Origin of the sequence: Tetragenococcus koreensis (assembly GCF_003795145.1) — a bacterium.
GTDB lineage: Bacteria > Bacillota > Bacilli > Lactobacillales > Enterococcaceae > Tetragenococcus > Tetragenococcus koreensis.
The window spans coordinates 1,949,164-1,961,851 of record NZ_CP027786.1; the positions used below are offsets into that span (position 1 = coordinate 1,949,164).

At 37.6% G+C, this 12,688-nt stretch carries 12 protein-coding genes and 1 pseudogene; 5 read left to right on the forward strand and 8 right to left on the reverse strand.

What is annotated here, in order from left to right; translation table 11 throughout:
• Window positions 1-172 precede the first annotated feature (172 nt).
• The 3 genes from msrA to rlmH all read right to left on the reverse strand — a co-directional run bounded on the left by msrA (window position 173) and on the right by rlmH (window position 2,264).
• Window positions 173-1,006 (reverse strand): peptide-methionine (S)-S-oxide reductase MsrA, encoded by an 834-nt coding sequence (msrA, locus tag C7K43_RS09390; protein ID WP_124006600.1) that lies wholly within the window; start codon window positions 1,004-1,006, stop codon window positions 173-175.
• Window positions 1,007-1,201: 195 nt separating this feature from the next.
• Window positions 1,202-1,729 (reverse strand): nucleoside/nucleotide kinase family protein, encoded by a 528-nt coding sequence (locus tag C7K43_RS09395; protein WP_124006601.1) that lies wholly within the window; start codon window positions 1,727-1,729, stop codon window positions 1,202-1,204.
• A 55-nt stretch (window positions 1,730-1,784) separates the two neighbouring features.
• A complete protein-coding gene (rlmH, locus tag C7K43_RS09400; RefSeq protein WP_124006602.1) occupies window positions 1,785-2,264 on the reverse strand; it encodes a 23S rRNA (pseudouridine(1915)-N(3))-methyltransferase RlmH in 480 nt (159 codons plus the stop codon).
• 342 nt (window positions 2,265-2,606) lie between these two features.
• On the opposite strand from rlmH, the gene C7K43_RS09405 reads away from it, so the two are divergent.
• Window positions 2,607-3,881: a S1C family serine protease gene (locus C7K43_RS09405; protein ID WP_124006603.1), complete on the forward strand. Its 1,275-nt coding sequence runs from the start codon at window positions 2,607-2,609 to the stop codon at window positions 3,879-3,881.
• 44 nt (window positions 3,882-3,925) lie between these two features.
• On the opposite strand, the gene ytpR is transcribed toward C7K43_RS09405, so the two are convergent.
• The 4 genes from ytpR to pepA all read right to left on the reverse strand — a co-directional run bounded on the left by ytpR (window position 3,926) and on the right by pepA (window position 6,896).
• Window positions 3,926-4,534, reverse strand: a complete 609-nt coding sequence (gene ytpR, locus C7K43_RS09410) for a YtpR family tRNA-binding protein (RefSeq protein ID WP_124006604.1) — start codon at window positions 4,532-4,534, stop codon at window positions 3,926-3,928.
• Between the two features lie 59 nt (window positions 4,535-4,593).
• Window positions 4,594-5,055, reverse strand: coding sequence for a universal stress protein (locus C7K43_RS09415; protein ID WP_124006605.1), 462 nt, complete (start codon window positions 5,053-5,055; stop codon window positions 4,594-4,596).
• Window positions 5,056-5,076: 21 nt separating this feature from the next.
• Window positions 5,077-5,391, reverse strand: coding sequence for a thioredoxin family protein (locus C7K43_RS09420; RefSeq protein ID WP_124006606.1), 315 nt, complete (start codon window positions 5,389-5,391; stop codon window positions 5,077-5,079).
• Window positions 5,392-5,819: 428 nt separating this feature from the next.
• Window positions 5,820-6,896 (reverse strand): glutamyl aminopeptidase, encoded by a 1,077-nt coding sequence (gene pepA, locus C7K43_RS09425; RefSeq protein WP_124007275.1) that lies wholly within the window; start codon window positions 6,894-6,896, stop codon window positions 5,820-5,822.
• Window positions 6,897-7,040: 144 nt separating this feature from the next.
• On the opposite strand from pepA, the gene C7K43_RS09430 reads away from it, so the two are divergent.
• Both C7K43_RS09430 and C7K43_RS09435 read left to right on the forward strand, forming a co-directional pair.
• Entirely contained in the window at window positions 7,041-7,898 is an 858-nt protein-coding gene (locus tag C7K43_RS09430) for an aminoglycoside 6-adenylyltransferase (RefSeq protein ID WP_124006607.1), read from the forward strand.
• Window positions 7,899-8,019: 121 nt separating this feature from the next.
• Entirely contained in the window at window positions 8,020-8,361 is a 342-nt protein-coding gene (locus C7K43_RS09435) for a hypothetical protein (RefSeq protein WP_124006608.1), read from the forward strand.
• Window positions 8,362-8,553: 192 nt separating this feature from the next.
• Here the strand turns inward: C7K43_RS09435 and pepV are convergent, their stop codons facing one another.
• The gene (gene pepV / locus C7K43_RS09440) at window positions 8,554-9,966 is read right to left on the reverse strand and encodes a dipeptidase PepV (RefSeq protein ID WP_124006609.1); all 1,413 of its coding nucleotides are present in this window, start codon (window positions 9,964-9,966) and stop codon (window positions 8,554-8,556) included.
• A 161-nt stretch (window positions 9,967-10,127) separates the two neighbouring features.
• Between pepV and C7K43_RS09445 the strand changes: the two genes are divergently transcribed.
• Window positions 10,128-10,952: an NAD(P)H-hydrate dehydratase gene (locus tag C7K43_RS09445; protein WP_124006610.1), complete on the forward strand. Its 825-nt coding sequence runs from the start codon at window positions 10,128-10,130 to the stop codon at window positions 10,950-10,952.
• Window positions 10,953-11,268: 316 nt separating this feature from the next.
• A pseudogene (locus C7K43_RS09450) lies at window positions 11,269-12,597 on the forward strand (ISL3 family transposase).
• Window positions 12,598-12,688: the final 91 nt, after the last annotated feature.

Here is a 12,688-nt window from a genome sequence, read left to right on the forward strand (position 1 = left end):
ACTATTGAAAAAAATAGAGCAGCATTCTTTAATCACGCCAGCCGTGATAAAAATGCTAACTCTATAGGTGAGGTTATTGAAGCAGTTCTTATTAAAACAATTAAATTTAGTTACATGCACTTTCTTATGAGAATCATTGTCTATCAATTCTTTGATTAGGATTAGGGTAGGGTTAAGTTTTTCCTTTCTTCCATCTCATTCGAATTTCACCTTTTAGATATTGATAAAGCAAAAAACGTTGACGGTAACGCTTAATTCTTTTATATCTTTTATAGTGCTTTTTATAGAACTGTTGATAGTGGTTTTCTGCCGGCCAAAAAGTGCTTGCGGGTTGAATTTCAGTTACGATCGGTTGTTTATATCTGCCAGAATCAATCACTTTTTGTTTTGATTCTTCGGCGATTTGTCTTTGTTGTTCATTTCTCACAAAAATAATTGGTCTATATTGATAACCTCTGTCTTGAAATTGACCTAACCCATCTGTTGGATCGATGAGTTGCCAGTATAAATCAACTAATTCTTTATAGCTAATCATCTGCGTATCAAAAATAATTTCAACCGCTTCGACATGGCCTGTAAAACCGCCAAGTACTTGGTCATAACTTGGATGTGGTGTATGTCCGCCCGTATATCCTGACAAAACAGAATCAATGCCCGACTTAGTTTCAAAAGGTTCTACCATACACCAAAAACAACCGCCACCAAATATCGCATAATCTTGATAGTTAAAATCTTCAATACTATGTTTCGAAAAATCAAAACGTGCTTCTTCAACTGACTCCCCTGTAATTTTTAAATAAAAATCAGCAACATCCCCCGTTAAGTTATCTCTAAGGGCAAGTGGACGAAATTTTTCTTCCAATTTAGCAAGCTGAGCGTTGACGTTGGCGCCTGCTTCCAAAGCATCCTTTGTTGAAGTTAACACAGACCGTTCCCAATCACGTGTTCCCTTATTGATGATAAGATTATAAAGTTCTCTTAGCACCTCTTCTCTTGTCCGTTCCATTTTTATCCCCTCCTGGAGATATAGCCAAAACCAGAAAATAATTATGCTCTATTTTATACATCAAATGTTTTATGATACGCCGCTAAGTTTAGAAATGAATAGCAATCTTTTTCTTTATTATAAACGCTAAGTTTGTATACTACTAATATTCGAATTTTATTCTAGCTAAAACGTGACCTTTAACATAGCTATACATTATGGAAGTATAGTGTCAATAATTTCAATGTTTTCATCACTTTTTAAGGCGCCGTCTATCACTAAGTCTACATCTTGTATAATAAATCTTTCATAGTCTATAAAAATAGGACGCCCGAAACTCAAATAATGCCTAGCCATCTTTTGTATATTATCAGTAGTTTCACCTTTAAAATCTCGTATCAATCTCCGAGCAAAGCAAATATCTAGTGGTGTTTTAACGTAAATAACCTTATCAACCATTTCTTGGATTGCTTTATGTTTATAACCAAAGGGAAAATCAACAAATAGGTAAGAATACCGACCATAAGCTGCTTTAAGATCTATTAATAACGCACTAACATCATATTGATTGACTGCAATTTCAATAGGCGTAGAAATAGCGGGCGCCGAGGGCAAAGCATCAATATCGTAATCATCAAACGATAAGCATTTACTATTTGGATATCGTTTGATCAGCCCCTTAACGATAGTGGTTTTACCACTACCGCCCATACCACTTACTACAATTACTTTACTGTCTTTCATTTGTTAGCTATCCCTCCAGATTCAAAGCCAAGTAACCAATTGTCTTATAAATACCTCACTTATGATACGGTTCTCCACGGTTAATCCGAAATGCACGATAAATTTGTTCAACTAAAATTAGGCGCATCAATTGATGGGGGTAGGTCATTTTACCAAAAGAAAGCTGAGCGTTGCTTCTATTTAAGACACCCTCACTCAAACCTAACGAACCCCCAATCACAAAAGTTAAGTTGCTCTTGCCTTGAATCGTCAATTGGTCAATTTGTTTAGCAAAGGCTTCACTGGAAGGATTTTTTCCATCAATTGCTAATGCGAAAAGAAACTCGTCCTCCCGAACTTTTGCTAAGATACGTTTTCCTTCTTTTTCTTTTACTAAAATCATTTCTGTCTCACTCAGATTTTCTGGGGCTTTTTCATCTGGAACTTCGATGAACTGAATCTTGGTATATGCTTGTAACCGTTTGGCATATTCCTGGATCCCTTGTACTAAATATTTTTCTTTTAATTTTCCTACACTGATAATTTTAATATTCATAAATGTTCTCCTTTTACTTTTTCAACATAGTTATGCACAGTTTGCACAGAGTTATCCCCAGTTTTCTGTGGAAAACGTTCCTTTTCTAGCAAGGTTTTATATAGGAACGTATGTTTTAAACAAAAATATCCACTTTATCCACAAGCCTGTGGATAAAGACTACTTTAATTATACACAACTTTTCCTCAAAATTTTACACAATTGTTGTGGAAATTGTTTCTTCATTTTTTTGAAAATTTTTTATCCCAGCTTTTTCACAATTATTTCAAAGTCTGACAGTAGACTAGACTTACCTAATAATATTATACTAGGTATATAGAAATTACCAAGGAGGTAATGACCATGGCAAAAAAAGATGTGACTCCCCGTCCTAAAAAGAGTGGGTGGGTTAAAAAATTTGGAATTGGTCTGTTAGGTGGGGTAATCGGTGGACTACTTGTAATCGGTGGATTTTATTATCTTTCCGGCGGTTCAGTTAACCCCTTCCAATCAAACGAAGCAACTTCCACATCCGGTGTAACGGATGATAATGACAATGTACAAGTAAGTAATGTGAAAGTCGACGCGGATAGTGACACAACTGATGCAGTAAATAAAGTGCAAGATGCGGTTGTTTCCGTTATTAACCTACAAAACGCTTCACCACAAGGAAGTGAGGGCTTCTTTGATACAGAACAACAAGAAGATGACTCAGAGGAAGAACCTGCAGGTGAAGGTAGTGGTGTGATTTATAAAGAAGATGGCGATAATGCCTACATCGTAACAAATAACCACGTTGTCGAAGGTCAAAATGGACTAGAAGTTTTGATGTCCGACGGCACAAGAGAAACTGCAGAATTAGTTGGAACAGACGCATATACCGATTTAGCTGTTTTGCAAATTTCTTCTGATAATGTAGATACTGTTGCAACATTTGGAGATTCAGATGAGTTAAAAGTCGGTGAACCTGCTATTGCAATTGGCTCTCCTTTAGGTTCTGACTATGCCAATTCTGTAACACAAGGAATCATTTCTTCTTTAAATCGTTTGGTATCAAGTCAAAGTGAATCTGGTGAAGATGTGAATATCAATGCTATTCAAACCGATGCTGCAATCAACCCTGGTAATTCTGGTGGACCTCTAATCAACGCTGGTGGTCAAGTAGTTGGTATTAATTCTAGTAAAATTGCTAGTTCCGGCCAAGCAGGTGTAAGTGTTGAAGGCATGGGCTTTTCTATTCCAAGTAACGATGTGACTGATATTATTAACGAATTAGAACAAAATGGTGAAATTACTCGTCCAGCACTAGGCATTTCCATGCTTGACTTAAATACTATTTCTACTGAACAAAGGGAACAAGTTTTGAAAATTCCTGATTCTGTAGAAAATGGTGTTGTCGTCCAAAATCCTGGTAATAACTCTCCAGCAAGTGACGCAGGTTTAGAACAATACGATGTCATTACAAAAGCTGATGATAAAGAAATAACAAACTCTACCGAACTTCGAGCTGCCTTGTATAAAAAATCAGTAGGAGATAACTTGAAACTTACTTTTTATCGAGAAGGTGAGGAGCAGTCAGTAAACATTAAATTGTCAGAAGATCAATCAATCATTGAACAAAATAACGGAAACCAATAATAAATAGTAAAGGACGAGGTTAATTGACCTCGCCCTGTTTTTTTCTATTCTCCAAAAAATGCTTTTCCTACAACCGCATCTTCCGATAATTCTAATATACCACGCTTTTCTGGAGCATCAGGCAACTGCAATTCTTTAGCCGAGCAAATCATCCCAAAGCTTTCGACGCCTCGTAATTCACCTGGCCAAATCATTGTGCCATCTGGCATCATCGCTCCTGGTTTTGCAACAACAACTTTTAGCCTTTCACGAATATTGGGGGCCCCACAAACAATCTGCAGCGTCTCTTCTTGATCGACCTCAACCTCAGTAATTGATAAATGATCGCTATCTTTATGCGCTTCACAAGTTTTCACATAGCCTATAACAAACTTTGTCTGAACCTTTGTAGGTAAAGTTTCAGTAAAGCCAGCTTCTTGCAAAGTCTGGTTCAGTAAGCCAATTTGTTTTTCTGTAAGTTCTACTTGGCCCACATCTTGTAACGCCATTAACTGAGAAATCCCAAAGATATTCCAACCAACGGTGCGTTTATCTTCAGTTTGAATTCGGGCAACCTTTCCTTTGCGCGTCACCTCTTGTAGTAGCCCCTTATCATCGTCTGTAATGATTAGCAGTGTGTCACCGACATAAGCTGGATTATAAGCAAAAATCAAAATTGTTCCTCCTAAAAATTCATTTCACAACATATTTTCTTTATTCATACAAAATCGTTTTACGATTCTGACTCTTTACTAGGTGTGATAATCAATACATCGCATGGTGCTTGGCGAATAACATAACTTGCTACGCTTCCCGTAATGAAACGTTCTACAGCATTTAAGCCGGATTGGCCAACCATGATCAAGTCCACACCATATTTTTCGGGAAGTTCAGCGGTTAAAGCCGTTTTGGTTGAACCATAGACAACCAAGCCTTCAATATTTTCAAATGAAACAGAAGCAGCATAGTCTTTGCATTCTTGAATCAGTTCATTTGCATCTTTTTCTTCTTGTGCAAGCACTGATTCACCTAAAGGAGCAAACCCCATAGTTGAAGGAACTTGCTGTTCGATGACTTTGACCACAAGGACACGTCCATTATTTCTTCTAGCAACTTCAACTGCTTTTTCAAATGCTTCGTTTGCTTGAGAAGAACCATCCACGCCAACTAAAACTGTTTGATATGTTTGATCCATTTTGCTCACCCTTTTTATTTTTTATCCTACACTGCGTAAAAAATCTTCAATTTCTTCTTTTGTTTTTCGTTTTTTATTAACGAGACGACCACTTTCTTCGCCATTTTTTATGACAACAAAACTTGGAATACCAAAAATATCCCACATTTTTGCAATTTCTATATACCTATCACGATCAACTGCAATAAATTGCAAATTGGGAAAGTCTGCTTCAATTTCCGGTAAAAATGGCTTGATAAATTGACAATCGCCACACCAATCTGCCATAAAACAAAAGACGTTCGTCCCTTCTTCTACATAACTAGCCAACTCTTCAACATCTTTTGGAATAATCATAAATTGCCAACTTTCTTTTTATACTAATTTCATTATATCACTTTTTATTCAAAGTCGTTATATTTGAAATTTGTCACATCTATAAATTATTGGAGGGATCTTCCTCGATGTGCCTCCAATCTATAATTTATTGGGGGCATCTTCCTCGATGTGCCTCCAATCTATAAACTATTGGGGGCATCTTCCTCGATGTGCCTCCAATCTATAAACTATTGGAGGCATCTTCCTTGATGTACCTCCAATCTATAAACTATTGGAGGCATCTTCCTCGATGTGCCTCCAATAATTATGGATAATGGTGGCATGTATGTGAGAAAATAAGTTATTTTTCCGGTTAAGAAAACAACCCCTGTTACTATAAAGTTTTGTCTCAATAAATTTTACTCTTGAAATATTTTTAGAATTGGTTTTTTAGTCTTTTACTTTACCTATTTCCCTTTAACAATCGTTTCCACAGTACTTTTATCTAGACCTTTTAATACCTGGATCAGCATTTCGCGCGCAGCTTCAAAGTCAGCAATATTAAACATTGTTTGGTGCGTATGAATATAGCGTCCACATACTCCAATAACCGAACTTGGAATCCCATGATTCGTAGTGTGTGCATTACCGGCATCAGTACCCCCTTTTGAAACGAAATATTGATAAGGAATATTATGGGTTTCTGCTGTATCCAACAAATATTCTTTTAAGCGTGGTAACATGATCAAACCTGGATCGTAGATACGTAATAACGTGCCTTCACCTAAGTGTCCGAAGGTCCCCTTTTTGGTTTTCGTATCATCTGCTGCGGAACAATCGACCGCAAAAAACAAATCCGGATCAAATTTGGTTACTGCCGGTTTTACACCTCGCAAACCCACTTCTTCTTGCACGTCAGCACCTGCAATCAACGTGTGGCCTAATTTTTCATTTTTTAAGGCTTCCAAGGCTTCTAAAACTACCGTACATCCGTAACGGTTGTCCCATGATTTTGCGATGATATTTTTTCCATTCGCTGTTTTCGTCGTTTCAACTTGAGGAACCAGGGTATCGCCAGGGCGTACGCCATATTCTTCTGCTTCTTCTTTGGATTCAAAGCCAGCATCAAATAAAATATCCGTCACTTGCACAGATTTTTGACCTGCAGTTCCTCGTAAAAGATGTGGTGGGACTGATGAAGAAATACAAGGATAGTCGCCTTTTGCCGTTTTCAAAGTAAAACGTTGCGCCGAAACCACATAAGGATTCCAACCACCTAGAGGCGTTACTTCAAATAATCCGCGATCCGTAATTTGAGTAACCATAAATCCAACTTCATCCATGTGCGCTGCAACCATGACACGTGGCGCTGTTGTGTCTTCGTGCGGCCGAATTCCAAAAATCCCCCCTAAACCATCTTGTTCGACATCGTCAACTAGAGGTGATATCGCTTCTTTCATATAAGCCCGAATGTCTTGTTCAAATCCACTCGTTCCTTGTAGCTCTGTTAATTCTTTAATTCGTTGAAATGTTTTTTCTTCCATATTATTGTTTGGCAAAAGCCAAAACCTGCCCCCTTTTAATTTCTTACTTATACTTTTTATTATAACGTAAATTCGATTATAGAAAAGCCACCTCATAAAAACTAACAAATTTTGTTATAATAGTATAAAAAGGAGGGCCTAGCCATGCGTAGTGAAGCAGAAATGATGCAGCTGATTTTAGCAGTAGCACAAAAAATCTCGCAAGTAAAAGCTGTTGCTATGAGCGGCTCACGGGTAAATAAGAACGTTACTAAAGATGAATTCCAAGATTACGATATTGTCTATATCGTAGATGACAAAAAAACGCTCCTAGAAAATCGCCAATGGCTAAACGCCTTCGGTCAACGCTTGATCATGCAAACGCCCGAAGAAACTGTACTCTGGCCCTCTGAATTAGGCGAGTGTTTCACTTTTTTAATGTTATTTGAAGATGGCAATCGCATCGATCTAACGCTTTGCCCTATCTCTTATATTCAGCAGTGGTCAGCGGGTGAACCTATGATAAAAATACTCTCTGATCCACAACGTTTGTTAGCTAACCTACCTGAACCTTCCGATAATGCTTATCAGTTCCTCTCTGCAACCCAACGTACTTTCAATGAATGTTGCAACGAGTTTTGGTGGGTAAGCACTTATGTTGTAAAAGGTCTAGCGCGCGGCGAATTACTGTATGCTAGCGATCATCTATATACCATTTGTCAAAAAGAACTATTAAGATTGTTAAGTTGGAAAGCTGTCTTGCAGAAAGATAAGATCAACGTTGGTAAAAATTATAAATATCTATTCAACTTTCTCCCTGAAAAACAGCAGACATTTGAAAATTTGTTAAGTTTTTCTAGTATTGATGCTTGTTGGCAATCGTTATTTGCAACACAAACTTCCTTCCATGATGAAGCAAAAGATTTTGCTCAGATAGCTGGATTTGAGTATATAAATAGTACTGCTGAAAAGATTATAGCGTATACTCAGCAGCATTATGAATTAGCAAATAACCGAGATTGAGTCCAGCGGCAACTAGAAGCAAAAAAAACAATTTTCAACTGCAAACTTTTAGTAAACGACGATCAGTGTTCTATGTTAAAATATAGACAAGATTATTTATCGAAAAGAGAGGAGCATGGCGATGTATGAAGAAGATCAAGTAAGTAATTTCAAAGGCGGAGTAGCTATTGGCGTAGGTATTGGTCTTTTAAGCGGTATCGCTTCTGCATTATTTATCCAAAATAAACAACGACTATCAGCTGATGACATCTTACAAGGTATCAAAAAAGCCTTTTTGAAAGAAGGCCCTATTGAAGGTTCTTGGATTAATTTTGAAAAACAACCGATACGAAAATTTGCCGTTCGTACAGAAGGTTATAACGGTGGAATTACACGTCTAGAAGACGACCATTTGATTACCTATGAATTTTTAGCTGACGCTAAAACTGGTAGCGTATTGGATATTAAACGTACCAGCATTTAAAGTAAGAGACTGATACAAAGAGGATTTCAATTATGAAAGAACTGCTAGTCCATTTTCGTTACAAAAGGCGAGGGTTTAAATTATTGCTAAAAAGTAAGTAATATAGCAAATTCACTTATTTTTGTTATAAAAAAATTCCGAGTAGCGTGGCCAAAGCCGCTTTACTCGGAATTCTTTATTTTCTAAATTTGTTTATTTTGCTAAGCGATAAATCGCGTCAGCATAGATAACTGTAGCCTTATACAAATCGTCTAGTGCAATAAATTCGTTTGGTTGGTGCATAGTATCTACAAATCCGGGGAACATTGCTCCAAAAGCGACGCCGCGTTCTAATAAACGCCCATACGTACCGCCACCGATAATTTGTTCTTCACCTTTTTCACCAGTATGTTCTTCATATACATCCAATAATGTTTTAACTAGTGGATCTTCTTGGGGAACGTAATGTGGCAACATATGATGACCACCTTCAGTCAAAGTAACACCATATTGACCGATCTTGTCATTTATACTAGCTTGTAAGGTTTCTGATGAAGTTCCTTGTGGGTAGCGGAAATTCAAATTGATTAAAGCATCCTCTTTGTCTGTATCAAAATCAAAAATGCCGGCATTCATAGTCAATTTACCCATTTTAGGATCCTCAAAAGCGGCTCCTAATTTTTCACCATAGAAGTCTTCATGAACATAAGCTGCAGCAACATGAAGGAAATTTTTGGCGCCCCCAGCAAAATCATAATTATCTAAAAAGGCTGCCAACCAAGTTGCGGCATTGTGACCGAATTGTGGGCTAGCCCCATGAGAACCCTTCCCGCCTACTTGGAAAATAATCGTTGTACCATTTATTATACTTGTTCCTGATATTGGTGTTGTACCCACGTATTCATTAAAAGCAATTTCCATTGCTTCTGCTTGTTCAGTAGTTGTCGTCTTTACTTGGGCAGAAGCGCTTGTAGGAACCATATTATCGCGCAGACCGCCTTGGAATTTTTCCAGTGTATAACTGCCTTCATTTCCAATACCGATATGAACTCGGATAGATACATTTCCTTTTTCGCCATTAATAATAGGAAATTCAGCGTCCGGTGAAAAACCAAAATCAGGTGTTTTTTCTTTTTCAAAATAATGGTCCATATCGCCCCAGCCGCTTTCTTCATCTGAACCTACGACAAAGCGAACTTTTTTAGATAAGGGTAGATTTAAATCTTTAATAATTTTCATCGCATAATAAGCTGCGAGACTTGGGCCCTTGTCGTCTGAAGAACCACGTGCAAATAATTTACCATCTTTAATCACTGGTTCATACGGATCTGTTTCCCAATCATCGCCTGCAGGTACTACGTCCATATGACCGAAAATACCCAACGTTTCATCGCCTTGACCAAATTCGATATGCCCAGCATAATTATCCACATTTTTAACGGTAAAACCATCGCGTTCACCGTAAGAAAGCATATGTTTTAACGCATCACGTGGTCCCGGTCCAAACGGTGCATCGGCTGTTATTTTGTCATCTTCTCGTTCACTTTTTACCTTTAATAATTCTTTTAAGTCGTCTAGAAGGTCGTCTTTTCTTGCATCGACTTCTTTTTGCCAATCAATTGCCATAAATAATTCCCCCTCGTAATTTTAACTTCTTTTTTATGATACCACTTATTTGCTTGATAAAAAAGTTTTGTAGCGTGCCCATTTCATTTACATTATTTTTCTTCACTAAAGGAAAGAGTTATAATAAAAAGAGCATGAATAAATCTTAAGGAGCTGTTTTTATGCAACGTTTATCAAAACAATGCCTGTCCATTATTCAAACACGACCACAAAATTCTCATAAAGGAACGTTTGGCCGAACCGTCTTAGTCGGAGGAAATGCCCAGTTTGGTGGCGCAATTATGATGAGTGCCGAGGCTTGTGTAAATGCCGGTAGTGGTTTAACCACGGTAATGACTGATCCCAGCAATCATCCAGCTTTACATGCGCGCATGCCAGAAGCTATGACGGTTGATTGGAACGACAAAGAATTGTGTGATTCTGTGCTTGATTCTGCTGATGTTATATTGATTGGTCCTGGTCTAGGAGAAGATAAAAAAAGCCAAGATTTATTGTCTTACATTTTTCAAAAGCAAAAAGAAGATCAACTATTAGTGATCGATGGCTCAGCAATTACATTGTTTGCTAAAGGCAACGAACAACTTCCTTACCCGACACAAACGATTTTTACACCTCATCAAATGGAGTGGCAACGACTAAGTGGCGTAAAAATCGCTGATCAAACTGAAGAAAATAATCAAAAAGAACAGAAAAAACTACAAGCAACCATCGTTTTAAAAAGTCATCATACAGAAATTTATAGCAATCAAGGTCGGTTTCAAAATCCATTGGGTAACCCTGGCATGGCGACAGGCGGTACCGGAGATACTTTAGCAGGAATCATATCCGGATTCTTAGCCCAATTTCCTGATACAGTCGATGCTACAAATGCCGCCGTTTATTTGCACAGTTACATTGCCGATCAATTGGCTCATGATAATTACGTGGTATTACCCACTAAAATTAGCCAAGCTTTACCTTATTGGATGAAGAAGTTTGAACACTAATAGTATTATAAAGCTGCCTGCGCAGGAAAATAATAATTTTCCTACAAAGATAGCTCTGTGTTTATTAGGACGCCTCTATCAGTACATTTAAAATAAGTAATACTTGGGAAAAAGAGGGCAAATCACTCATACTTTCCTTCGTTTATAAAAAAGACCTTGGGGTTTATTTATATACCCAAGGTCTTTTAATTTCGGGTCTATAATATTTAGTGTTGTTACTCATAGAATGAGTGATAGCACTTATTTTTTTGTATAACAAAAAAGCATTTGTTTCCTTTATAATTAAGTTGGACACAAAATCTAAAGGAGGAAACAAATGCTTCATTATAAAGATATCAAAAACAAAGACAATAATCTAGACCTAGCGGTTAAAAATCTACTCAATATGAAGGACCCTCACATCTTTTTTTCAGCTCAAGCGGTGCAAAAAGAAAACCTTCATCACCGAATGTCCAATGTCTTTTACGGTGTCCTCACGTACACTCCGAAAGCTTGCGAGTGTTGTGGTGTGATAAATGAAGGGAACACTCTTATAAAACATTCCTTGAAGCCTTCTGATATTCAGTTACTTCCTTATCAGGAAGTGCCTAGTATCTTGCGATTATTTAAACAACTCTTTTACTGTAAAGCCTGTCATCATACCCTTAGCGCCAAAACCTATTATATCGCTAAAGATCGTTATATTTCGCAAGCTTTGAAATTTGCCATTGCCGTCGATCTAAAGAAAAAAATTTCTATGAAGGATATTGCTTTGCGTTATTTGGTTTCGGTTAAAACGGTGGAGCGTGTATTGGATACCTTCTATAAAGGGCCCCAATTCAGACCAAACGATCTGCCTAAGCATTTATTAATCGATGAATTTAAAGGAACAAAGGATTGTGAAGGCGCCATGTGTTTTATCTTTAGCGACGCTCAAACCGGGAAAATCATCGATATCTTAGAGGACCGCCGAAACTTCAAATGAGTCGCTTACTTTCAACGGTTTGCTTACCAAGCCCGTCAAAAAGTCCAACATGTGGTCATGGATATGAATGCTTCTTATAGTCCCATGATCCACCAAGTGTTCCCGAAGGCGAAGATCCTTATCGATCATTTCCATGTCATCCAACAAATCTCGCGCGCCTTCAACCAACAACGCATTCGTTCAATGAACAAGCTGAAAAAGGGAGACGCCCAACAAATGAAAGATTATCGAAAGTTAAAAAAATACTGGAAACAATTGCAAAAGAAACATCAACATTTAGGGTACGAACAACTAAAACAGTTCCCTCTTTTTCGCAAAAAATACGTCACAGAATCCGAAGTGGTCGATTATTTATTAACGATTGATCCTGTCCTCCAAGCTTCTTATGAAGTTTATCAAGGGCTCCTGGAGGCTTTTGAGAAGCGCGAAGCGCAACAGTTCTTTACCATTATTGACCAACTCCCTCAAATGCTAGAAGAACCGTTTCGCAAGTCCCTTCGTTTCTTAACTAAATACCGAAACGCCATTATGTTGTCCTTTACCCAGCCTTATTCGAATGGAAAACTGGAAGGGAAAAACAACCTGATTAAAGTCATACAACGGGTCGCTTTTGGCTTTCGTTCCTTCCAACATTTACGGAAACGAGTGCTTATTCAACAAGGGCTCCTGGAAGTCCTATAAAATAACAAAAAAAGAAGAACCGAAGTCCTTCTTTTTTATAAAGGTTTTGCTTAAACAACACTACTTGTCAAAGGCCCTTAATTTCTCTATT

Bases quoted from the DNA above. Each gene is read 5' to 3' on its own strand.
- msrA (WP_124006600.1), bottom strand. From the start codon at position 1,006: ATGGAACGGACAAGAGAAGAGGTGCTAAGAGAACTTTATAATCTTATC.
- C7K43_RS09435 (WP_124006608.1), top strand. From the start codon at position 8,020: ATGTATGAAGAAGATCAAGTAAGTAATTTCAAAGGCGGAGTAGCTATT.
- C7K43_RS09415 (WP_124006605.1), bottom strand. From the start codon at position 5,055: ATGGATCAAACATATCAAACAGTTTTAGTTGGCGTGGATGGTTCTTCT.
- C7K43_RS09430 (WP_124006607.1), top strand. From the start codon at position 7,041: ATGCGTAGTGAAGCAGAAATGATGCAGCTGATTTTAGCAGTAGCACAA.
- pepV (WP_124006609.1), bottom strand. From the start codon at position 9,966: ATGGCAATTGATTGGCAAAAAGAAGTCGATGCAAGAAAAGACGACCTT.
- C7K43_RS09420 (WP_124006606.1), bottom strand. From the start codon at position 5,391: ATGATTATTCCAAAAGATGTTGAAGAGTTGGCTAGTTATGTAGAAGAA.
- pepA (WP_124007275.1), bottom strand. From the start codon at position 6,896: ATGGAAGAAAAAACATTTCAACGAATTAAAGAATTAACAGAGCTACAA.
- rlmH (WP_124006602.1), bottom strand. From the start codon at position 2,264: ATGAATATTAAAATTATCAGTGTAGGAAAATTAAAAGAAAAATATTTA.
- C7K43_RS09395 (WP_124006601.1), bottom strand. From the start codon at position 1,729: ATGAAAGACAGTAAAGTAATTGTAGTAAGTGGTATGGGCGGTAGTGGT.
- C7K43_RS09405 (WP_124006603.1), top strand. From the start codon at position 2,607: ATGGCAAAAAAAGATGTGACTCCCCGTCCTAAAAAGAGTGGGTGGGTT.
- C7K43_RS09445 (WP_124006610.1), top strand. From the start codon at position 10,128: ATGCAACGTTTATCAAAACAATGCCTGTCCATTATTCAAACACGACCA.